Genomic DNA, 22,094 nt, shown 5'->3' on the forward strand with positions numbered 1-22,094 from the left:
ACCGCGTTAGTTTATAGCGAAAGACCTTTCGTGTTACTGTAATTAGCATCAGGCCTTCGTTATTCTCGTTATGTAAAGAACCTTGGTTCAATATTAAGAACATTGGCCGCTCATTTGCCGCGGAGGCTGTTACTTTTGGCTTGGCCCAAAAGTAACCAAAAACCCAAGACAGAAAAAAGCTTCTACCCGCGAGGCCATACTCCCGGCCCGCTTTTCTGTCAGCCCCACGCTCTTTTGTTACTGCTTTATAACGTGATTATCTAATATTAATCAATGAGTAATGATCGAGATTACGTTTATATGAGAGAAAATAATTGATTTGTACTTTAGTTAATCAGCCAGTTCCCTTAAATCCACCGGCACCACCCTTGAAATCCCCTGCTCAACCATCGTCACGCCATAAATAACGTCGGTACTGGCAATAGTACGTTTGTTATGCGATACAATGATAAACTGCGATTCTTTACTGAAGGTGCGGATAATGTTATTGAACTTATCAATATTGGTATCATCAAGCGGCGCGTCAACCTCATCAAAAATACAGAATGGGGCCGGCTTTAACAGGTACAGCGAAAACAGGATAGCTGTAGCTGTAAGCGTTTTTTCGCCACCCGATAGCTGATTGATGGATAACGGCCGTTTGCCTTTTGGCTTGGCAATGATATCAATGTCCGATTCAAGCGGGTGGTCTGGATCGGTCAAAACCAGGTCGCATGAATCTTCTTCATTAAACAGCGAACGGAATACTTTGATGAAGTTTTCGCGCACCATGATGAAGGCGGTCATGAATTTATCTTTGGCGGTATCGTCAATTTCCTGAATGGTAGCCAGCAGAGATGCTTTGGCTTCGCTAAGGTCTTTCTTTTGAGCCTGGATAAAGGTATAACGTTCATTCATTTCGTTATAAGCCTCAACCGCCATGGGGTTTATAGCCCCAAAATCGTCCAGTTGCTTTTTAAGCTTTTCAGCTTTCTCGCGAAGGTCATGCTCGTTTTCACCTTCGGGTACTTCAGCCTCGGGCAAATCTTCAATATTGATGTTAAACTCAACCGATAAACGCTCCTTCAAGGCGTTCAGGTCAAGTTTAAGGTTATTGCGCTCATCGCGAAGTTCGTTTTCAATAACCTCGCTGTTGTCTTTTTTACGCCTCAGCGCGCTTATTTCGTTTTCATTTTCGGTTATAAGTCCGCGCCATTGGTAATATTCCTGCTCGGCTTGTTGGGTGGCTTTTTCCAGGTTTTCCTTTTGCTCGTACATTTCCAGCAGGTTATCGTCGGAGTTGTCGGCCTGTTTCAGGTTTTCCTGTATAGCTACTTTTACTTTTTCAAGTTCGGAGCTGTTTTGCCTGATGCGGCTCTCCAAACTTTCCTGCTGTGTATCGCGGTAGTCAAGATCTTTTAACAAGCCTGATACCTTATTTTGCTGCTGGTGAAAACGGATATTTTCCTGGTTATAGGCGTTTGATTGTACCGAAACATATTCGTTAAGCTCATTAAAAGCCATTTGCTTATCGGCAAGTAAATCGCTTTGAATTTGCTTTTGCGTTTTCAGCTCGGCCAGTTGCGGTTGCAGGGCAGCCATTTCATCGTTAATGCCGGCAATTTTGCGTGCAATGTCTTCCTTACGATTCAGGCTGTTTTCGATGAAAGTTTGATATTGTTCCTGGCGGGTTTTAACGGTGATGAGCTCGTTATTCAACCTGTTCAGGATCTGTTGCTGTTCATTGATTTCCGCCGCTTTGGTAGATGCTTTTAAAGCACCTAATTTGGTTTGTAATTCATCCGATTTTGAACGTAACCCACCAACCTCGTTCTCAATACCCCTGATCTCTTTAGCTAAATTCTCTAAATTTTTAGCACGACCGATCCTTTTACCCTCAAACAAACCTACAGAACCACCGGCCATGGTATGCTTTGATTTGTTGAACTTACCGCTTTTACCTACCAACACCACACCCGGCGGTAAAGCTTCGCCGTTTATCTGGCCTTCCTTATCGTCATCAACCAGGTAAACCCCTTTAAGCAGGTAGTTACAAAGCGGCAGATAGCGTTTTTCAACTTCAATAACTCCTAAAGCAGGAATAGCATTCGGGCCATCAAAGCTTACCTGTACCGAGGTTTCATCGGCATAGTTGTTCAGCACAAAAAAATTGGCACGCCCCCTTGCCGAGTTACTGAGCAGGTTAATGGCTTTTACCGCCTCATCATATGTTTCAACAACATAGTAGTTCATCAGCGGCTCGAGGTAGTTTTCGATAGCTACCCGGTACTCTTCCTTACAAAAAAGCACATCACTAAACAACGGTGCGTTTTTGGCCCAGTCGGTATTCTTCTTCAGGAAGCGGATCGACTCGGGGAAACCCTCCAAACTGTCAACCATACTTTTGGTAAGGTTGTATTCGTTTTGTTTGGCATCAAGGCGGCGGCTTTCTTTTATAATGGTATCCTTAACCGAGTTCAGTTCGATATCGGTTTCGGCAATTTGCTCTTTTAGTTTATTTTCAAACTCAACGGCTTGCTCAAACTCACTATCCAACGACTCCTTGCGGTATTGCAACTCGGCAACTACCTGGTTAAAGTGCGAAAGTTCCACCTCTTTATTGGTGGCATCTTCCATATTGCGCTGGCTTTCCTGTTCCAAAGCCTGCTGTTGAATCTGTAATATATCCAGGTCTTTTTCAGCCTTGTAAGCCTGGCTTTGCAAGCGGGTGTTGATATTGTTAAGTTCGTTAAGCTCGTTACGGGCCTCGGTTTGTTGGGCACGGAGTTCATCGACGGCCTCTTTCAGATCAGTAACCCGGCTTTGAACAGCTTGCAGGGTTTCCTCTTCTGTAGCTTTTTCTTCGCTTAAGCGTTTAATATTGTACAGCACGTGGTTTAACTGCTGTTTATCACGCTCCAATTCCTCGGTTAACCGCGACTCTTTATCCTGCTGAAATTTCAGCTGCTCGTTCTTGATTTTCTTCTCACTCTCGTAAGCACGAATCTTCGAAACAAACTCGTTGGTTGTTTTTTGCTGAACAGAGAGGTTTTTTTCTTTGGTGATGCTATCCAGCTTTTGTTGCTGCAGGGTAGCCTCCAAAGTATCCATCTGCGCTATAATGGCACTTTTTTCAACCTTTTGCTTTTGCTCCTGGTCTTCTATCTTTTTTAACGATTCGCTAAAAGCCACTATCCTGAACGAAGCCAGCATAATGCTCAGCGTTTTATATTGCTCTTTAAGGCGATAATAACGCTCGGTTTTTTTAGCCTGGTTCTCGAGTGTTTTGAGGTTTTTTTCGATCTCGAAAAGCAAATCCTCCACCCTCTCCAAATCAGCCTCGGTATCTTTAAGCTTACTAAAAGTTTGCTTTTTGCGGAGTTTGTATTTAGATATCCCCGATGCTTCCTCGAACAAATTACGGCGCGAACCTTCCTTGTTGGTAATGATCTCGTCAATCATCCTCAACTCGATGATAGAGTACGAGTCTGAACCGATGCCGGTATCCAGGAACAGATCGGTAATATCCTTTAAACGGCATTGTACATCGTTTAACCGGTACTCACTCTCGCCGGTGCGGTAAAGTTTACGGGTAAGGGTAACCTGCGAATAATCGGTAGGGAGTACGTTTTTGGTATTATCAAAAGTGAGAGAAACCTCGGCCAGGTTGGCCGATTTACGGCTCTTGGTACCGTTAAAAATAACGTTATCCATCTTCTCCGACCGGAGCATCCTGGTACTTTGCTCGCCCAAAACCCAACGGATAGAATCGACAACGTTTGATTTGCCGCAACCGTTTGGCCCCACAATAGCGGTAACACCCTCATTAAAATTGATGGTTATTTTATCGCCAAAACTCTTGAAGCCCTTGATTTCTAAACGGGTAAGCTGCATTTAATTTATTAAGTACCGTGCAAAGTTCAAACCTTCAAAGTAATCATAAATAATTGAGTTTTGAAAGAATATTTTTAGGTGAAAGGGAAAAGGTTAAAGGAAAAAGGCGAAAGGGAACTTCTCTTCCTGTTTCGATATTATAGTTGTTTATATAGTGGATTGTTATTGCGTAGATGTTACCGTCAGCAGGAAAGCTTCGGGCGAAAGCGGGCAGAACGATGGTGGCCATTGCGCGCAGGAAGGGGCATAGCTACTTTTTGCAGAAGCGTGGGCCATGAGCGAACGCAGTAGGGCAAAATTTAGCAGCCCGTGGTTCTGCCCGGTTTGCAGGGCAAAGGCAAGCGAGGGGATGGTGCGCAGGCCCGCAGCGCAAAGAAGCCTTCCTGGTGACTTGATTTTTGGTTCTTTTTATCAAGAAAAAGAACAAAGCCTCCCCGCAGCGATTGAGCGGGCCAATGTTTGTTGGATAACAGAAAGTTCATTGTTAGAAATCTCGTAGATATACAGGTGCTCCTTTGCAAAGGGCTTTCGTTATTCTCGTTAGATAACAGGCTTTGGTTCAATACAGAGAGCATTGGCCGCTCATTTGCCGCGGAGGCTGTTACTTTTGTCTTGACACAAAAGTAACCAAAAAGTCAAGACAGAAAAAAGCTTCCCCCCGCGAGGCCATACTCCCGGCCCGCTTTTCTGTCGGGCCACCGCTCGTTTGATACGATAGTATCCTCTATTCTTTCTCTTGCTTCTTGAATCTCGACTTCTTTAATCTTCCTCCTAAAACCTTATCTCCCCCTTCAAATAAGTAACCGCCTTACCGCTCATCAGCACCCTCTCCCCTTTTAACTCGCACCAAAGCTCACCTTTACGGGCCGAAAGCTGATAAGCATGTAAGGTATCCTTACCTAAACGTTTAGCCCAATAAGGTATCAAATTACAATGTGCCGAGCCTGTAACCGGATCTTCAGGGATACCTGCTCCCGGGGCAAAAAAGCGGGAAACAAAATCGGAGTTATCGCCGGGCGCTGTGGCTATAATGCCTACTGTATCCATTTTCGACATGGCAAAGAAATCGGGCGTAAGTTCCCTGATATCCTGCTCCGTTTCGTAAACGATAAAATAATCGCGCGAGCGTAAAAAAGCCACCGGTTGCTTATCGCCAAGGGCTTCGGCGAGGCCATTGGGCGCTTCTATGGGAATAGGCGGCCTCGACGGAAAATCCATCGTATATTTATCACCATCACGCTTTACAATCAGCGTTCCGGCTTTTACGGTTTCAAAACTGATGCTATCTCCTTCAAACCCTAACTCCGAAAAAAGTATATGCGCTGATGCCAGGGTTGCATGTCCGCATAGGTCAATCTCGTACTCGGGCGTAAACCAACGAAGCTTATAGCCGGTATCTGTTTTTACAAAAAAAGCGGTTTCGGCAAGGTTGTTCTCAACGGCAATTTTTTGCATAGTAGCATCGGGCAGCCATTCGTTAAGCGGGCAAACTGCAGCCGGGTTGCCCCCAAAAAGCGTATCGGTAAAAGCATCGGCCTGGTATATAGGGATAGTCATATAAGTTATTGTATTTTAGCTAATATAGTTGTTTAGAAGCAAGATGCAAGACTATAAGAATCAAGATTTTGGGAACCAGAAATAAGAGGTTCGGGATATCTCTCATTGAGCCCTTTAATCAGGGTTTTTCTTCACTTTTTTCATCTTGTCTCCTGCTTCTCACCTCTTGCTTCTAACTTACTCTATCCATAAAACGGAATTGCCCGAGTTATATTGGTTGGGTTCGTAAAGCTTATTGCCGGGATCAATAATCCACTTGCCATCTACAATAAACTTATAAAGCTGTTTACCCGGTTTCAGGTTTACATCTACTGTCCACTCCTTCCCGTTAAAAGCAAGGGTGTATCCAAACTGGTTAAAATTGTTAAAGCTACCTGCTAAACGCACACTTTTGGCATTGGCAAAGCCGCTTAATTTAAACGTATAGTTAGGCTTAACCGAAATGTAGGAGTTAACAATCCCGCCTTCTTCCATATTGCGCGGGTTTTTCGGGTCGGTAATCCAGTTGCCATCCACAATAAATTTGTAGCCATAGTTTCCAGCCGGAATAATGAGCGGCAGCGTCCATCCTGTTTTAGTTTTGCTGAGCAGAATTTCGCCTGGTTTCCAGTTATTGAAGCCGCCGGCCACGTAAACTTTTTGTGCATTTTGATAACCATCCAGCGTAAACAAAACCGTTTCGCCCAGGTTAAGCACCGAGTTGGTGTTTCCATCGGCGTCTTTTATGGTGTTCGGATTGGCCGGATCGGTTATCCATTTGCCATCAACCAGGAAGCGATAGGCCTGGGTACCCTCGTGCAGGTAAAGCTGTTTTTGCCATACACCTGCCTTTTTTTCCATCACAATATTATTGGCATCCCAGTTATTAAAACTGCCCGCCAGCGTTATTTTGCGGGCATTGGCATAGCCATTCAATTTAAAAGTATAATTGTAGCGGTAGTATATGGCATTATTATCATGATCGCTCATTAGGTTATTGTACCTGTCGCCCATCCAGTGGCCATCGGCAATAAACTTGTATTCGTGTTTACCGGGTTTCAGCTTTACATCGGCAATCCAACCGCTGTCTGTTTTGGTCATGCTGCCTTTAAGGGTGCTCCAGTTATTGAAATCGCCGGAGAGCAGCATGCGCCTGTTTTGCTGATAGCCCGGAACAAAAAAACGTGTTAGGCCCGATGGCAGATCATGTACCGTAACCTTGTTAAAGTTATTGATACCGAAATTTACATCGGCAGGATAACCGGGCGAACCATCATCATCATCCTTTACGTTAGCGGTAACCAGGTAGGGATGCAGTTGCGGGTTTAAATTAAGGTCTTTTAATGACCGTTGAAATTCGATAATTGTTCCCCGTTTTTCAATCATTACCCAGCCGTCTTTTTTAAGCGACGTAAAATCGCCTTGTAAAACGGCCGAAGCATTAGGGCTTTTTAACCCTGCCTTTTTTAACAGTGCCTCTATTTCGGTTTTAGATGAGCGCGTATCAATAAAAAGTTCAAGTTTATCATCACCAATAAGCAGGCTGTTACGTTTTTGCGCCCTGGCATGCAGTACCATGCAAAGCATCGCAAAAAACACAATAACTATACGCCCGCTCCTTTTCATGCTACTGATTGTTGTAAATGTACATTTCAAATTGTTTTTTAACAAAGTTGATGCTGAATATACCGCGCACAAAAAAATCGTACCCCAAAACACCATCTATTTTATAACCATAAGCGGTACTCATTTTTTCGAGATTGGTGATTAAGATACGGTTTTTCATATACTTGCGGTCGCCCACCACCAGATCATCAAAACGGGTATAAATTACTTCGATAGAAGTACCGCCTATGCCCATAATTTTTGATCGGCTGATCACTTCCATTTGCGGCAACAGCTTTTTGGCCCGGCTATAATCAAGCAAACTTGTTTCGGCAGCACTGTCAAAGGCAAACCAAAGCACCCTGTCGTTCACGGTACCCTTCAGCAAAATAACGTCGTTCAGCAAGCTAAAAGGGCTTAACATAAACCTATCATGAAATATCTTTTCAGTTTCAGGGATTTCGCCTTTTTCATCCACTTTTTGAATGTACAAAGTGTTGCGGAAAAGATCTACCGTAATGGCAAAACCAGCAAAAAGCTTAGTGCCAAGCAAGCCCAGTATTTTCATCCCTTTACCGTTTTCGATGGCCGACAAATCGGTAACATCTGCTTTCAATTTGGGGTAATGAAGTTCGAGGATATTAAAATCACGAACGTATGTAGTGAACGAACTACCTGCCTGTCCATTAATCCCCCCCGATTCTTGTTCGGATACATGAGGCAGATCCCTGAAATAGGTTTCGTTTAACACCAGGTACGGTGCACCGGTATCAAGCACAAAATTACCCTCAAGGGTATCTATCTGTGCTTCAATCACAATAAGGTTTCCTGCCCTTTTTATGGGAATAACAAGGGTTTTAAAATCGCCTGTGGGTGATAAGTCCGGATCGGCTTTCGCATTTTTAAAGCTGATGCCATTTATGGTCACATGATCGCTCCCTACCGCGCTGAAGCAGCAGAAAAAGAAAATTGTGATCAATATAAAAACCTTAGGCATCGCATTAAATACTATACCTAATAGACAACATTGGGATTAAGGAAGTTACAGAGACGAGGAATAAAAAAAGCCTGCCACCATTGTCTTTACCTATAACAGCGAAAGCACTAAGGCTCTACCGCGCCTTTGCATGACATACTTTATACCTCCCGCAAATGGCTTACATAACCGTGTGCTATCAAATCATCAGGGCTTGCAATGGGCTTTGTAGCACCATTGGTAATGAGAACGATCTTATCAGCAACATCCAAAATATTATAGTACTGATGATCGGTAACGATAATGCCTTTAACTTTTGCACACCTGCGGATAATCTGCTTAAACAGCTCTGTTTGCACCGGCGATACATGGGTAAACGGCTCATCAAGCAAGATAAAATCGGCCCTGCTGTAAATGCACATCAAGGTTTCAAGCTGCCTTAATTCGCCGCCGGATAGTTGGGCAGCTTTTTGATCTTGATATTTTTGATAGATGGGATGGTTGCTGAAATCGTTCCAAAACTGCGGGTCGATAATCGGTTCGGCAAGGTTTTTCAGCTTAACGTTTAAGGGCAGATAGCCGTGCTGGGGCAGGTACGCAACACGGCCGTTGTGATAACCTTTGGCTATCGGCATATCATTAATACTGATGTATTTGTACGATGGTTTCAGCGAGCCGAATATAATACGCAACAGCGACGATTTGCCGCAGCCATTACGCCCAAGCAGGCCAACCACCTCGCCCTGCCTGCAATCGATATAAATATCCTGCAAAATCTTACGCCCATCAAACTCGAGATGAATGCTGTCGGTTTTTAAAATATGCGGCCCCAATGCAGTATAAGTTTTAAGATGGAAATGAATATACCATAAGCCACAGCATCGGCAGTGAAGCTATAGATGTACAAGCTATCAATATGGTAACCCGCGTTACGAAAATAGAAGAATGTTTTATTGGAGTTATGATAAATGTATTGAAAACCAACGATTACGCCATAAGCCATCAGCTTTAAAAGATAGGATTCAACAACATTGATATAACCCGGAAGCACATAGTAAGCACAAGCTAAACTGGTGATTACGCACCACCACAATATCGATTTATAAAAATACCAGGTAATTTTTAGGATGTTACGCATTTAGCCGGTTATGACAGGTTTGCTAAAATAACGTAGGCTGGGGATTAAAATTTTCTCCGTCGGCAATTCTAATTTTATTCACTAACAGATGGGCCTGGCGGGTTGGCTCGGGGATGCGGTAACCGCGGATACAGTTTTTAATAATTTCGACGCTTTGCTCCATGTTGATGTGGTGGCCCGGTGAGATATAAATGGGATTGCATTTCTTTTTTGTGCGCAGGGCGATACCTATCAGTTCGCCTTTATCGTACATCGGGCTTTCATTAAACGCTTCGTTGCCAGGTTCCTGGTAACGGCCGTAAAGCCTGCTTTTTGCGCTGCCAATGGATGGGACATTGGTAAGCAGTCCGAAATGTGTAGCTATCCCGGTACGGCGTTCGTGGGCTATTCCCTGCCCGTCTAAAACCATTATATCGGGTTTAACGGGGAGCTTTTCCCAGGCCTCCAGCAAGGCAGGCACCTCTCTGAAAGCCAGCAAGCCGGAGATGTACGGAAATTTTGTTTTGCTAATGGCCGTAGCGTGGCCAATGATGGTCATTTCGGGATACTTAAGCAGGACAATCCCGGCATAAACAACTTCCGAATATTTGTTGAAGGAGATATCGGCACCACCAATTATCTTAACGGGTTTATCTAAAGGCCGAATGTCGATTTGACGGCGTAACTCCTGTTGATAGGCAATTGCCTGTTCGGGAGTTAGGTTTTCATAATCTGCTGCCTGCACCGTTGATTGGGATGATTACGTTGATTTCGTTGATGACTTGTTTTGGGATAATGATTTTTTTGAGAGTTTTGTTTTGCTTGCATTGCCAGGTTAAGCGCCCACGCTCAAACCTGAAATGCAAGAGCTTCTCAAACTAATCTCTAATCTCTAATCTCCAAACTCTAATCTCCTCAATACGAACTCACATTACTGTAATCAATATTAGTTACCCCGCTATAATCGGGCACAAAAGTATTTTCGCTGCTGATGGCCATATCAAACTCAAAGGATGCGGGGTAAGGAGTATTGAGCAGGCTGCCTTTGGGGATGTATGGGAACAATTCGCCGTAGGTAAGGATCTGGCTGTGGTTTATGCGGCGGTAAATGTACATGCGGTGCAGATCGCAGGGTTTGGTTAAGCCTGCGGCACCTATCATCTGGATGGCGCTGCTTACCGTTAGCTTATGAAAGTTAGCTACGCGTACTTTTTTATCCTCAACTACAAGGCCTTTCATCAGGCTCTTATCCTGCGTAGCCACGCCCGTTGGGCAGGTATTGTTATTACACTCCAAAGCCTGGATACAACCAAGGGCGAACATCATACCACGGGCACTGTTGCACATATCGGCACCCAAAGCGAAATTTTTTACCAGGTCAAAACCGGTAGCCATTTTGCCCGATGCAATGAGCTTGATATTCTTTTTAAGGTCGAAGCCTATCAACGCATCATATACAAAAGCCAAAGCTTCACGCAATGGCATCCCTACCGAATTACTAAACTCGAGCGGGGCGGCGCCGGTACCGCCCTCTCCCCCATCAACAGTAATAAAATCCGGACTGATACCTGTTTTCACCATAGCTTTACAAATGGCCAAAAACTCACTTTTATGCCCTACGCAAAGTTTAAAGCCAACTGGTTTACCACCCGACAGATCACGAAGTTTTTGAATAAAAGTCATCAGCTCCAGGGGATTGGTGAAGGCAGTATGATAGGGCGGCGATATTACATCCTCCCCCATCTCCACCAGCCTGATGCGGGCAATTTCGGGCGTTACCTTGGCCGCCGGTAAAATACCACCGTGGCCGGGTTTTGCCCCTTGCGATAGTTTAATTTCGATCATTTTTACCTGTGGCAAAACGGCGCGCTCAGCAAAAGCCTCGTAATTAATCGTTCCGTCTTTATGCCGGCAGCTGAAATAGCCTGTGCCTATCTGCCAGATAATATCGCCGCCGGGTTGCAGGTGGTAATCGCTCAGGCCACCCTCGCCGGTGTTGTGGGCAAAATTATCCAACTTGGCCCCGCCGTTAAGGGCCAGGATAGCATTCATACTCAACGAACCAAAACTCATGGCCGAGATATTGAACACGCTCGCCATATAAGGCTGCGTACATGCCGGACCGCCTACTTTCACACGCGGATCCATGTTTAATTTATGATGATCGATTGCAGCAATGCTATGGTTAAGCCACTCATAACCGTTATCATACACATCCAGCTCAGTACCAAACGGGCGGGTATCATCAACCTTTTTGGCGCGCTGGTAAACCACGCTCCTGTTTTGGCGATTAAATGGCGTACCGTTGGTATCGCTCTCGATGAAATATTGGTAAATCTTCGGCCTCAACTCCTCCATCAAATAGCGCAGGTGGCCAAACACCGGGTAATTACGCACAATGCTATGTTTGGGCTGCACCATATCATAAAAACCGATCAGATATATAGGCCCCATAAAAAGGAATGACCATGCTGCCGGTGGCCAAATGATAGTCCAGGTGGCCAGCATGCTGAATATGATGAAGAATGAAACAACGAAGAGCTTTCTCATGAGCGGTTAATTTTATATAAAGCGGCTATTAAGTTTGATAAAAGTAAAGCTATAATTTAAACAAAGGCCCAAATTTGTGGTTAACAAACTTACTCAATGTCGTTTTAAAGTCACAAAGTATAAATACATGTTTAAACATCTAATTTTGTACTTATCTTTGTATCAACAAAAAAAATAAAAAAATCATGGCAACAGAAACAGCAACAAAATGGGTTATCGACCCAATGCACTCAGAAGTACAATTTAAAGTTAAACATTTGGTTATTTCAACTGTAAGCGGCTTTTTCAAAAGCTTTAACGGTGAGTTATTAACCGACAGTGACGATTTTGAAAATGCTGAAATTGATTTCACTTTGGATATCGACAGCATCGACACTAACCAGACCCAACGCGACGAGCACTTAAAATCAGCCGAATTTTTCGACGCTGCTCAATACCCACATATCACTTTCAAATCAACTTCATTCACCAAAACTGATGATGAAGAATATGAATTGAAAGGTAACCTGACTATTAAAGATCAAACCAAACCGGTAACTCTTGACGTAGAATTTGGCGGTTCGGCTGCTGATTTTTATGGCAATACCAAAGCAGGTTTCGAAATCAGCGGTAAAATTAACCGTAAAGATTTTGGTTTAACCTGGGACGGCGTAACCGAAGCAGGTTCGATAGTTGTTGGTGAGGATATTAAATTGCTGATCAACATTCAGTTCACTAAACAAGCTTAATTGTTTTAATACTGTTGCTGTGTTTTAACTTTTAAAATGCCGCCGTTGTTTAATGGATCCAAACAACACGGCATTATTGAAACGGCAAACGGTTTAAAGTTTAGATAAGAAAGCCATTTCGATTTAATCGGGATGGCTTTTTTGTTTTCGGGAAGTTTGGTTGTAAAATTGATTATTTTAGCGTTATCGCTAAACCTTATGAAAAGCCCGATTACCCTGCTATTTATCTCAATTTTAACAGCGGCCTGTACTCATCAGAGCGCTAAAAATACAGCTGTCACAAAACCCGTTGGTGCTGTTAATCATGACACTATTTCTAAAGGCGACAGGGATACGGTTGTTATTGATAGTGAACGGGAGTTTAAATTAGCTAAGCACGATTTGCAGGAACTTCTGAAGAAAGAACCTTCTTTTAACTTTCATGAAGGCCATTATCCCGATGCCCCGGAAATTGCCTATGCTATCCGGCAGGTGCCGGATTTTGAAAGCGAGTTAGGTCAGGACATTTATTATGCACTATATGCCCATTTTTTAAAGAAAATCCACCCCTACAAAAAATCGGCAATCAGGCGTCAAACGTTAATCAAGATTTACAGAGATATCAATTACATTTTTTCAACTTTAGTACATGGCGGAACTTATTTCGGGCATCAACATACCCGCATTTTGGCCGACGCAGAATATTCAATTTCTTCTGGTGAATACAGTGATTGTTATGATGAAAAGCAATATGATATCAGCAAGCAAAAACAACTATATCTAAACGCACTTAAACAACAAATAACTGATGAGTTAAACTCAAACTTTGAGTTCCTGGATAAGGAAAAACCAAAAGTTAAAAAAGAGTTGTTTGAAATTGTAAAAGAACTGGATAACCTGATAACCGATTATTTCTATTTGGAAAACGCAAGAACATTTCAATACGCTAATTATTAAAATTGGTTTAATAGCATTGATATTAAGCCAGTTTCGACGGCGTAATTAAACCAAGTAGCCGTATATTTGTTCCTATACTTATGCTACTTAAAATATATCCCGAAAACCCTAACCCCAAAGCCATCGAACAGGTGGTTGAAGTGTTAAAAAAAGGCGGTTTAATCATATACCCCACCGATACAATTTACGGTTTAGGCTGCGATATCACTAATCACCGGGCCATCGAGGCCATTTGCAAACTCAGGAACATCAAACCCGAAAAAGCTAATTTCTCTTTCATTTGCTACGATCTGAGCCATATTTCAGATTATATCAAACCGATTGATAACACTACGTTCCGTGTATTGAAAAAAGCCCTGCCCGGGCCGTTTACTTTCATTTTCAATGCCAGCCACATGGTACCGAAAATGCTTAGCTCCAACAAAAAAACGGTTGGTATAAGGGTACCGGATAATAATATAGCCCGCGAAATTGTGCGTGTGTTAGGAAACCCTATTCTTTCTACATCTATCAGGGATGATGATGACATTATTGAATACTCAACCGATCCGGAATTGATCCATGAGAAATATGAGGATCTGGTGGATATTGTGATTGATGGCGGTTATGGTGATAACATCCCATCAACAGTGGTTGACTGCACCACCGGCGATTTTGATATTATACGTGAAGGTAAAGGCGATTTGGAGCTGTATTTGTAAATAATTCCCCCTACTCGCCATTGCCAGTAAGTAAAAGCGGCCGCCTCTGAAGGAGATATGACATCACTATTTTGTCGTCCTGAGGAACGAAGTATCTTCTTCGCCCTGTATAGCCGCTATGCATACTGCAGAAGATCCTTCGTTCCTCAGGATGACAACGTTTTTTTTATCTCATGGGTAGGTACGAAGCGATGACGTGGTGGGTACGGTGGAAGTAGTTTTCCTTTACGGCCTTATCCCCTTTACAAACGCCTCTATCTTATCCATATATCCATCCTCACCCAAAAGCCTCACAAAACGGCTGCCAATGATAGCACCGTTAGCATAATTGGCTGCCTTGGCAAAACTGGTTGCATCGGTAATACCAAAACCAATAATAGTTGGGTTTTTGAGCTGCATGGCGGTGATACGCTTATAATAATCTTCAACACTATTGCTCAGTTTCAAATCGTAACCGGTTATGGTTGATGACGAAAGCAGGTAGATAAAACTGCTGCTCAGGTCGTCAATTTTGCGGATGCGCTCTTCGGATGTTTGAGGAGTTACCAGGAATATATTGCTCAGGCCGTTGTCAGTAAAGTATGATGAATACATGGTTTCATACTCATACAAAGGCAAATCGGGCACAATGATGCCATCAACACCTACCTCGGCCGCTTTTTTGCAAAAGTTTTCAATACCATACTGAACAATAGGGTTCAGGTAGCCCATCAACAAAATGGGAATGCTCACCCGGCTCCGTAATTCAGCAAGTTCTTCAAACAAAACTTTAAGGCTCATGCCATTCTCTAAAGCCACTTCTGAGCTGTGCTGAACCGTCGGGCCATCTGCCACAGGATCGGAATAAGGAAAACCGATCTCCAGAAAATCAGCACCCGATTTTTCGAGGGCTTCGGCAATATCAACCGTAGTGTTCAGTGCAGGGTAACCGGCTGTAAAATAAATGGATAACAGGTTATTGTTTTTTGTTGCAAAAAGCTTGTTTAAAGGGTTCATGATATAGCCGGTTGTTTTGTTTTTATCTGTTTGTTATGGCACCCTGGCCATAAATTCAATTTTTATAATATCAGCTTCGCCGGTAAAAAATGATTGCGAAGCCATTTTTGTAAAGCCTATTTTAAAGTTATCGCTAACCGGCAACAGGTTAACCTGGTAACCCCCAAATTCGGTAAGCTGGTAACAATCTGGCCCTTCAATCAAGCCACCTTTAAAATGAAACTGACCGTTAAAGGCATTCCCCATCTGTCCCCCGCCAAAACTGCTTACATCAAAATTCTTTTTAATATCGATGCCTAACTGTTTAAAAAGCTGCTTTACATCGTCGGGGTAAAGTTCAGCGGCAATGCTTTCAAAATACTGGCAGTCTTCACAGGCGCAGCTTTGGGTACCCGGAGTTTCCACCGTTTGATAAAGCGTTTCATTTACTACGCTATCTGCCTCAAAAACCCAGTCACGGTATTTAACTATTTCCAAATTAATAGCCGAAATAGTTGATATAATTATCCAGGTCTTTATCTCCCCTGCCCGATATGCAAATTACCACATTATCATTAGGTTCGAAAGTCATTTTCTCCAGTTGAGCCAGCGCGTGCGCAGTTTCAATAGCCGGGATAATACCTTCCAGCTGGCAGCAAAGTAAGCCGGCTTGCAAAGCTTCATCATCAGTAATACTTACATATTGCCCACGATTAGTTTTAAACAAATGCGCATGCTGGGGGCCGATGCCCGGATAATCCAAACCTGCCGAAATGGAGTACGGCTCAACCACCTGCCCGTCTTCGGTTTGCATTAATATGGTACGGCTGCCGTGCAATACACCTTCTTTACCTAAAGCTGTAGTAGCTGCAGATTCGCCGCTGTTTACGCCTTTACCTGCTGCTTCAACAGCAACCAGTTTTACACTTTCATCATCAATAAAATGATAAAACATACCCATAGCGTTGCTGCCGCCGCCTACGCAGGCCAGTACATATTGCGGTAATTCGGTACCGGTTTGTTCCAGCAATTGTTTTTTTGTTTCTTCGGAGATAATGGATTGAAAACGGGCTACCATATCCGGATAAGGATACGGGCCTACAACCGAACCGATAATGTAATGCGTATCAACGGGGTTGCCTATCCAATCGCGCAGAGCCTCGTTGGTGGCATCTTTAAGCGTTTTGCTGCCTGATGTTGCTGGAACTACTCTGGCACCCAGCATTTTCATACGGGCCACGTTGGGTGCCTGGCGTACCATATCAACCTCGCCCATGTAAACCACACATTCAATACCCATCAGCGCGCAAACAGTAGCCGTTGCTACACCATGTTGGCCTGCACCGGTTTCGGCAATGATCCGTTTTTTACCCAGGCGCTTGGCCAATAATATCTGCCCCAGGGCATTGTTAATTTTATGCGAACCCGTATGATTAAGGTCTTCACGTTTAAAAAATATGTTGGCACCATATTTTTCCGAATACCTTTTAGCATGATACAGCGGCGAAGGCCTGCCTACGTAGTTTTTAAGCAGATCATCAAACTCGGCTTTAAAGCCCTCATCGTTTATAATATTGAGGTATTGCTGCCTTAATTCCTCTACGTTAGGGTACAACATTTCGGGAATGTATGCCCCGCCGAAATCGCCGTAATAGCCCTGCTCATTAACTCCGTATTCCATTTGTTATATTTTATTGTTTGATGATGGCAAATGCCCTCTCTAATTTTTCGATATTCTTTAATCCCGGTTCAATCTCAAACCGGCTGTTCAGATCAACCCCGTAAAATTGCGGATGAGTGATATTTTTAACCTCTTCAATGTTTTCAGGCCCAAGTCCGCCTGATAAAAAGAAGGGCACATCCAATGTATACTGATCTAAAATGCCCCAATCAAATGTTTTGCCCGATCCGCCGTACTTCTTTGTTTTGGTATCGAACAGAAAAAAGTCGACATTGTTGGCGTAGGCTTTTAGTTGTTCAAAATCAAAGTCTTCGTTAATACCAAAAGCTTTAAGTACTATTACCTTGCCTTTAAATTCGGCGCAAAACTCCGGACTTTCATTTCCATGTAATTGAATAGCTTCGAAACCATATTTAGCTATCAGGCTGTTGATGTTTTCGGCGCTCTCGTTTACAAACACACCTGTCTTTTTTATTTCTTCAGGTAAACTTTTCAAAACATCGGCAGCTAAACCGGCCATATAGCGAGGCGATTTCCCATAGAAAATAAAGCCCACATAATCGGGTTGTAAAGCGGTTACCGCTTCAATATTTTCAGGATATTTTAAACCGCAAACCTTAATTTTCATAGCTTAGTTTTGTACCAGCCTGTTAAAGCTGGTTAATGCTTTTTTGCCCAGCAAAGCTTCTTCTGCTTCGTAATAGCAATCGGCAAAAGTTTTTTCGGGGTTGATGGTGCGGATGGCCAGCGCAGCGTTGGCTAATACCACATTGTTTTGTGCCGATGTACCGTCTCCCTTTAACACATTACTAAATATCGCTGCCGATTCGCTTACGGTTGCCCCGCCTGCAATTTCTTCGGGGTTTAGTTTTTTAAAGCCCAGGTCTTCAACCGAATTGATCTTCTCTCCATCGGCCGAAAAGGTTTTAAAATCGCAGGTAAGTGATACCTCGTCATAACCTTCAAGGGCATTTACAATGGTATAATTAGCATCCGATTTTTGGTACAAATAAGCGTACACCCTCGCCAACTCCAGGTTAAACACGCCAACCAACTGATTTGAAGGTTTTGCCGGGTTAACCAGCGGACCGAGCATATTAAAAAACGTTTTCACGCCCAGTTCTTTACGGATAGGTGCCACCGTTTTCATAGCCGGGTGAAACAGCGGCGCGTGCAGAAAACAGATGTTAGCTTCATCGGTGTTACGTTTCAGTTTATCAGTATCGTTAGTAAACTGGTAACCCAAAAACTCCATCACGTTTGATGAACCGCAACCCGATGATACGCCATAGTTACCATGTTTAGCCACTTTATAACCTGCACCGGCAACCACAAAAGATGCCAGGGTAGAGATATTAAAGGTATCCTTACCATCGCCGCCGGTGCCACAAAGGTCGATGAGATCATTAGTACCCAGATCGATAGGCAAACAAAGTTCCAGCATGGCATCGCGGAAGCCTTCCAGCTCATCAACAGTAATGCTGCGCATGCAATAGGCCGTCATGAAGGCAGCCATTTGCGAGTTATTGTACTGCCCCTGGGCAATATTCATCAAAATATTTTTCGACTGTTCCCTTGTAAAGGTTTTGTGTTCAAAAAGGTGATTTAATATCTGTTTCATGATCCCTGCCCCTTACGGAGGAGTTAATTGTTTAATATTGTTATTTTTCGCGTCGCCCAAATAGTTCGGGCAACAAAAAAGGGTTGCCGTATGGCAACCCTCCTGAATATATCTTGTTAAAAACAAACATGGAATTGCCTTACGATTACTCGTTAAGCCACCACCAATTGTTGTTTAATTTTATCATTTTCATTCGCTGGCACAAATATGGAAATTGTTTTTATAAAAACAAACGAAATAGATCAATTATTGATTTAGTGAATTAGTGAGTTAGTGATTTAAGATCATTTAGCGAATTAATGTGGAGAGCAATCTCAGATTACTAAAATTAGGTACTTTAGCTAATGATTTATTGAATTAGTGACATTGCGCATGTTCTAAAAAAAAATTCACTAAATCGCTAAATCATTAATTCACTAATTAGCTCCATGATACGTAAAGAGAAAATTAATCCCGAAGATGACCTTGGCTTTGGCACCCAGCCGGTTATTAAAAGCCAGCCGGTTATTAATAAGGATGGGAGTATTAACGTAAAACGTACCGGGCTTCCGTTTTTTAACACCTCAAACAACTATCACTCGCTTATCACCATGAGCTGGCGCAAGTTTTGGGTTATTGTCTTCAGCGCGTATTTTGTAGTTAACATCATTTTCGCGGTTATTTACTTTTCGCTTGGTTCTGATGTATTGGATGGTAAAAGCGGCAGTAGCGATTTCGATAGGTTTATGGATGCCTTCTTTTTTTCGGCTCAAACTATATCAACGGTGGGTTACGGGCATATCAGTCCAAAAGGGATCATCCCCAACACCATCGCCGCGCTCGAATCGATGATGGGTTTGCTGGCCTTTGCTTTGGCTACGGGTTTATTGTATGGGCGATTTTCGCGACCTTCGGCTAAGATCATGTACAGCCGTAATGTGCTGATCGCCCCTTATCGTGATGGTGGTAAAGGCCTGATGTTCCGCCTGGCTAATCAACGTAAAAACATATTGATCGATTTGGAGATGGAGGTGGTTTTCAGCTATAACGATGAAGAAAACGGCTAAACTGTCCGCAAGTTTTTTCAGTTAGAGCTGGAACGCAAATTTGTGAGTATCTTAACCCTCAACTGGACGGTAGTGCACCCGCTTGATGATAACAGCCCTATAAAAGACATCACCCCGGAAGAATTGGAGCGTAGACAGGTTAGCGTATCGGTGATATTAAAAACCTTTGATGATACTTTTTCGCAAACGGTACATTCCCGTACCTCTTATACTGCCGAAGATTTTGTATGGGATGCTAAGTTTAAACCAGCCTTTGAAAGGGATGAAACCGGGCGGGTGGTTTTGGATTTGAGCAGGATTAGTGAGTATGACGTTGTTGGTCATTAGGTCATTGGGTCATTAAGTCATTTTCTCTTACGCTTTGAAAAAAATGACTTAATGACCCAATGATTTAAATGACCGGCTAAAAAATGACTCAATGACCTAATGACTCAATGACAATTAATGAAGCAGCGGATCCCGCTCCTTTGTAAAATGCTTATAAACCATCTTATCCAAAAACGCCGGAACAAATTTGCTTAGCGCCACGGTAAGTTTACCCTGACCTGTTAGCGTTAATGCGCGTGAACGATTTTCAACAGCATCGGCTATGTGTTTTGCTACCTCATCGCTGCTCATCATTTTTTGCTCTTCGAGCGTACTTTCACCTTGTTGCTTGCCATCTTTATTAAGGGCGCTGTTGCGGATGTTTGACGCCGTGAAGCCCGGGCAGGCGGTTAATACATGTACGCCGGTTTTAAGGTTTTCGATCCTCAGTGAATCTAAAAAGCCATTCATAGCAAATTTAGATGCCGAATAGCCCGAGCGACCCGGCAGACCTTTATAACCCGCAATAGATGATACGCCTACTATGCTGCCCTTTGTTTTAATAATTTCGGGCAGGGCGTATTTAATGCAGTTTACCATGCCCCAAAAATTAACGTCCATAACCTGTTTAAGTACATCAACCTTGGTATCCTGGAACAGGGCACGCATGGTGATACCCGCGTTATTGATCAGCACATCAACTTTACCAAAGGTGGTGAGGGTTTGTTTAACGAGTTGCTTACAATCTTCCTCATTGGTAACATCACATTGGATAGCGAGGGCTTTAATTTTATATTCCTGCTGTAGTTTTTCGGTGAGTTGGCAAAGGGTAACAAACTGGCGGGCTGCCAGTACCACATTTGCGCCGCGTTTGGCGCATTCATAAGCGAGTGATTTACCTATGCCAGATGATGCGCCGGTAATTATAACAACTTTATCATTTAACTTCATACGAAGGCGGTATTAGCTGGGGGATGCCTTCAACCTTAATTTCGGGCACCTTAAATAAATATTTGGTGGCGAAGATAATCATCGCTCCATAATATTCCTTAACGTGTTTCCAGCTAAATTTAACCTTATTTTGTATATCGAAGTTGATAATATATGTTTTACCGAAGTAGTAATTTCTGAAACCGGCCAGCTTAATGCGATACGAATAATCAATATCATACCCATAGGTATGAAAATGTTCATCCATTAAGCCCGCACTGTTTATCGCGCTGCGGCGTAGTAACATAAATGCGCCGTTTACCACATCGGTTTCGGAAGTTTGAAATTCATCCACCCAATCCTTACTTGGCGGATTGTTCAACCTTGATTTTGAGAAATAGCGGGCCAAGCCGGTAAGCCTGAAAAAAGCTTCCCATGGGCGGTTGAAGCCTCGTTTTGATTCTTTTAAAAAGCTGCCTTCGGGAGTGATCATCCTTACGCCCAAACCACCGGCATCGGGGTGATGATCCATAAACTCAAGGGCCTTCTCCACAGTCTTTTTGCCTGTAATTGTATCCGCATTGACCAGTAAAACATACTCTCCCTGTACCTGTCTTAAAGCCTGGTTATATGCTTTGGCAATGCCCTCGTTTTTATCGTTAGCAATGATGTTGATATCCTGAAAATCATTGTTAAGCATGGCGATAGAACTATCCACAGAAGCGTTATCAACCACAAAAACCTCGTGACTGATGCCTTGTGCCGCCCTGATGGCTGCATTGAGGCCAATCCTTAGCAGGTTACATGCGTTATGGCTTACTACAACTATTGATAATTTCATGCTTACTTAGATAGTGAATTCTCGTACGGTATCCGGGTAGCGATCGATCTGCCGAGCGTTATTTCGTCTACGTACTCTAATTCACCACCAAAAGCTATGCCACGGGCTATAGTTGTGATAGGAATGTTGAAATTTTTTAATTTTTTATGAAGATAGAACAGTGTGGTATCCCCTTCCATGGTAGCACTGAGGGCAAAAACCACTTCCCGCACCTCTTTGTCGCCCGTTTGCTTTAGCCGCTCAACCAGGCTCTCCACTTGCAAATCTGACGGCCCAACGCCATCCATCGGCGATATTAAGCCACCTAACACGTGATATACGCCGTTAAACTGGTTGGTATTTTCGATAGCCATTACGTCGCGGGTATCCTCCACCACGCAGATCAAACCATGATCGCGGCGGTGCGATGAGCATATCTCGCAAACTTTTTGATCGGAGATGTTATGGCAAACCTCGCAAAACTGAATTTCGTTACGCAGCTTGGTTACCGCGGTGCTGAAACGCTCCACATCCTGCTTATCCTGGTTAAGCAAATGCAGCACCAAACGCAGGGCGGTTTTTTGACCCACTCCCGGTAATTTGGCAAATTCGGCTACAGCATTTTCCAGTAATTTGGACGAGAAATTCATTGTGCGAAGATAAAGGTTTTACACAACATAACCCACCCCGTCA

21 protein-coding genes are annotated in these 22,094 nt (G+C 43.3%); 5 read left to right on the plus strand and 16 right to left on the minus strand.

What is annotated here, in order from left to right; all coding sequences use genetic code 11:
* Positions 1-330 precede the first annotated feature (330 nt).
* From smc to HYN43_RS15740, 8 genes are all read right to left on the minus strand, one after another.
* Positions 331-3,873 (minus strand): chromosome segregation protein SMC, encoded by a 3,543-nt coding sequence (smc, locus tag HYN43_RS15700; RefSeq protein WP_119410249.1) that lies wholly within the window; start codon positions 3,871-3,873, stop codon positions 331-333.
* 771 nt (positions 3,874-4,644) lie between these two features.
* Positions 4,645-5,430: a PhzF family phenazine biosynthesis protein gene (locus HYN43_RS15710; RefSeq protein ID WP_119410251.1), complete on the minus strand. Its 786-nt coding sequence runs from the start codon at positions 5,428-5,430 to the stop codon at positions 4,645-4,647.
* A 177-nt stretch (positions 5,431-5,607) separates the two neighbouring features.
* Positions 5,608-7,035, minus strand: a complete 1,428-nt coding sequence (locus tag HYN43_RS15715; RefSeq protein WP_162996511.1) for an early set domain-containing protein — start codon at positions 7,033-7,035, stop codon at positions 5,608-5,610.
* 1 nt (position 7,036) lies between these two features.
* Entirely contained in the window at positions 7,037-8,011 is a 975-nt protein-coding gene (locus HYN43_RS15720; protein ID WP_119410253.1) for an aspartyl protease family protein, read from the minus strand.
* 140 nt (positions 8,012-8,151) lie between these two features.
* Positions 8,152-8,823: an ATP-binding cassette domain-containing protein gene (locus HYN43_RS15725; protein WP_162996512.1), complete on the minus strand. Its 672-nt coding sequence runs from the start codon at positions 8,821-8,823 to the stop codon at positions 8,152-8,154.
* Positions 8,805-9,128, minus strand: a complete 324-nt coding sequence (locus HYN43_RS15730; RefSeq protein WP_119410255.1) for a hypothetical protein — start codon at positions 9,126-9,128, stop codon at positions 8,805-8,807. The genes HYN43_RS15725 and HYN43_RS15730 overlap by 19 nt, the downstream gene beginning before the upstream one ends.
* A gap of 22 nt (positions 9,129-9,150) precedes the next feature.
* The gene (gene nfi, locus HYN43_RS15735; protein ID WP_119410256.1) at positions 9,151-9,852 is read right to left on the minus strand and encodes a deoxyribonuclease V; all 702 of its coding nucleotides are present in this window, start codon (positions 9,850-9,852) and stop codon (positions 9,151-9,153) included.
* 170 nt (positions 9,853-10,022) lie between these two features.
* Positions 10,023-11,657 (minus strand): FMN-binding glutamate synthase family protein, encoded by a 1,635-nt coding sequence (locus tag HYN43_RS15740; protein ID WP_119410257.1) that lies wholly within the window; start codon positions 11,655-11,657, stop codon positions 10,023-10,025.
* Between the two features lie 185 nt (positions 11,658-11,842).
* Between HYN43_RS15740 and HYN43_RS15745 the strand changes: the two genes are divergently transcribed.
* From HYN43_RS15745 to HYN43_RS15755, 3 genes are all read left to right on the plus strand, one after another.
* Positions 11,843-12,385 carry a YceI family protein gene (locus HYN43_RS15745; protein WP_119410258.1) on the plus strand — a complete coding sequence of 181 codons (543 nt, stop codon included), beginning with the start codon at positions 11,843-11,845 and terminating at the stop codon, positions 12,383-12,385.
* Between the two features lie 198 nt (positions 12,386-12,583).
* Positions 12,584-13,321: a hypothetical protein gene (locus HYN43_RS15750; RefSeq protein ID WP_162996513.1), complete on the plus strand. Its 738-nt coding sequence runs from the start codon at positions 12,584-12,586 to the stop codon at positions 13,319-13,321.
* A gap of 80 nt (positions 13,322-13,401) precedes the next feature.
* Positions 13,402-14,022 carry an L-threonylcarbamoyladenylate synthase gene (locus HYN43_RS15755; RefSeq protein ID WP_119410260.1) on the plus strand — a complete coding sequence of 207 codons (621 nt, stop codon included), beginning with the start codon at positions 13,402-13,404 and terminating at the stop codon, positions 14,020-14,022.
* 225 nt (positions 14,023-14,247) lie between these two features.
* On the opposite strand, the gene trpA is transcribed toward HYN43_RS15755, so the two are convergent.
* From trpA to trpD, 5 genes are read right to left on the minus strand one after another with little or no spacing between them, the layout of a single operon-like run.
* Positions 14,248-15,018: a tryptophan synthase subunit alpha gene (gene trpA, locus HYN43_RS15760; RefSeq protein ID WP_119410261.1), complete on the minus strand. Its 771-nt coding sequence runs from the start codon at positions 15,016-15,018 to the stop codon at positions 14,248-14,250.
* Positions 15,019-15,051: 33 nt separating this feature from the next.
* Positions 15,052-15,495 carry a hypothetical protein gene (locus tag HYN43_RS15765; RefSeq protein ID WP_119410262.1) on the minus strand — a complete coding sequence of 148 codons (444 nt, stop codon included), beginning with the start codon at positions 15,493-15,495 and terminating at the stop codon, positions 15,052-15,054.
* 1 nt (position 15,496) lies between these two features.
* Positions 15,497-16,678, minus strand: a complete 1,182-nt coding sequence (trpB, locus tag HYN43_RS15770; protein ID WP_119410263.1) for a tryptophan synthase subunit beta — start codon at positions 16,676-16,678, stop codon at positions 15,497-15,499.
* Positions 16,679-16,688: 10 nt separating this feature from the next.
* Positions 16,689-17,306, minus strand: a complete 618-nt coding sequence (locus tag HYN43_RS15775; protein WP_119410264.1) for a phosphoribosylanthranilate isomerase — start codon at positions 17,304-17,306, stop codon at positions 16,689-16,691.
* 3 nt (positions 17,307-17,309) lie between these two features.
* Positions 17,310-18,299: an anthranilate phosphoribosyltransferase gene (gene trpD / locus HYN43_RS15780; protein WP_119410265.1), complete on the minus strand. Its 990-nt coding sequence runs from the start codon at positions 18,297-18,299 to the stop codon at positions 17,310-17,312.
* A 428-nt stretch (positions 18,300-18,727) separates the two neighbouring features.
* Here trpD and HYN43_RS15785 point away from each other — a divergent pair, with 428 nt between their 5' ends.
* Both HYN43_RS15785 and HYN43_RS30780 read left to right on the plus strand, forming a co-directional pair.
* Entirely contained in the window at positions 18,728-19,345 is a 618-nt protein-coding gene (locus HYN43_RS15785; RefSeq protein WP_245446925.1) for an ion channel, read from the plus strand.
* Between the two features lie 42 nt (positions 19,346-19,387).
* Positions 19,388-19,672, plus strand: coding sequence for a hypothetical protein (locus HYN43_RS30780; protein WP_245446926.1), 285 nt, complete (start codon positions 19,388-19,390; stop codon positions 19,670-19,672).
* A gap of 114 nt (positions 19,673-19,786) precedes the next feature.
* On the opposite strand, the gene HYN43_RS15790 is transcribed toward HYN43_RS30780, so the two are convergent.
* From HYN43_RS15790 to recR, 3 genes are read right to left on the minus strand one after another with little or no spacing between them, the layout of a single operon-like run.
* A complete protein-coding gene (locus HYN43_RS15790) occupies positions 19,787-20,602 on the minus strand; it encodes an SDR family oxidoreductase (RefSeq protein ID WP_119410266.1) in 816 nt (271 codons plus the stop codon).
* On the minus strand, positions 20,589-21,422 hold the full coding sequence (locus HYN43_RS15795) for a glycosyltransferase family 2 protein (protein WP_119410267.1): 834 nt from the start codon (positions 21,420-21,422) through the stop codon (positions 20,589-20,591). The genes HYN43_RS15790 and HYN43_RS15795 overlap by 14 nt, the downstream gene beginning before the upstream one ends.
* A 2-nt stretch (positions 21,423-21,424) precedes the next feature.
* On the minus strand, positions 21,425-22,051 hold the full coding sequence (recR, locus tag HYN43_RS15800) for a recombination mediator RecR (protein WP_119410268.1): 627 nt from the start codon (positions 22,049-22,051) through the stop codon (positions 21,425-21,427).
* Between the last annotated feature and the right edge of the window lie 43 nt (positions 22,052-22,094).

Source organism: Mucilaginibacter celer, assembly GCF_003576455.2.
Classification (GTDB): Bacteria; Bacteroidota; Bacteroidia; order Sphingobacteriales; family Sphingobacteriaceae; genus Mucilaginibacter; species Mucilaginibacter celer.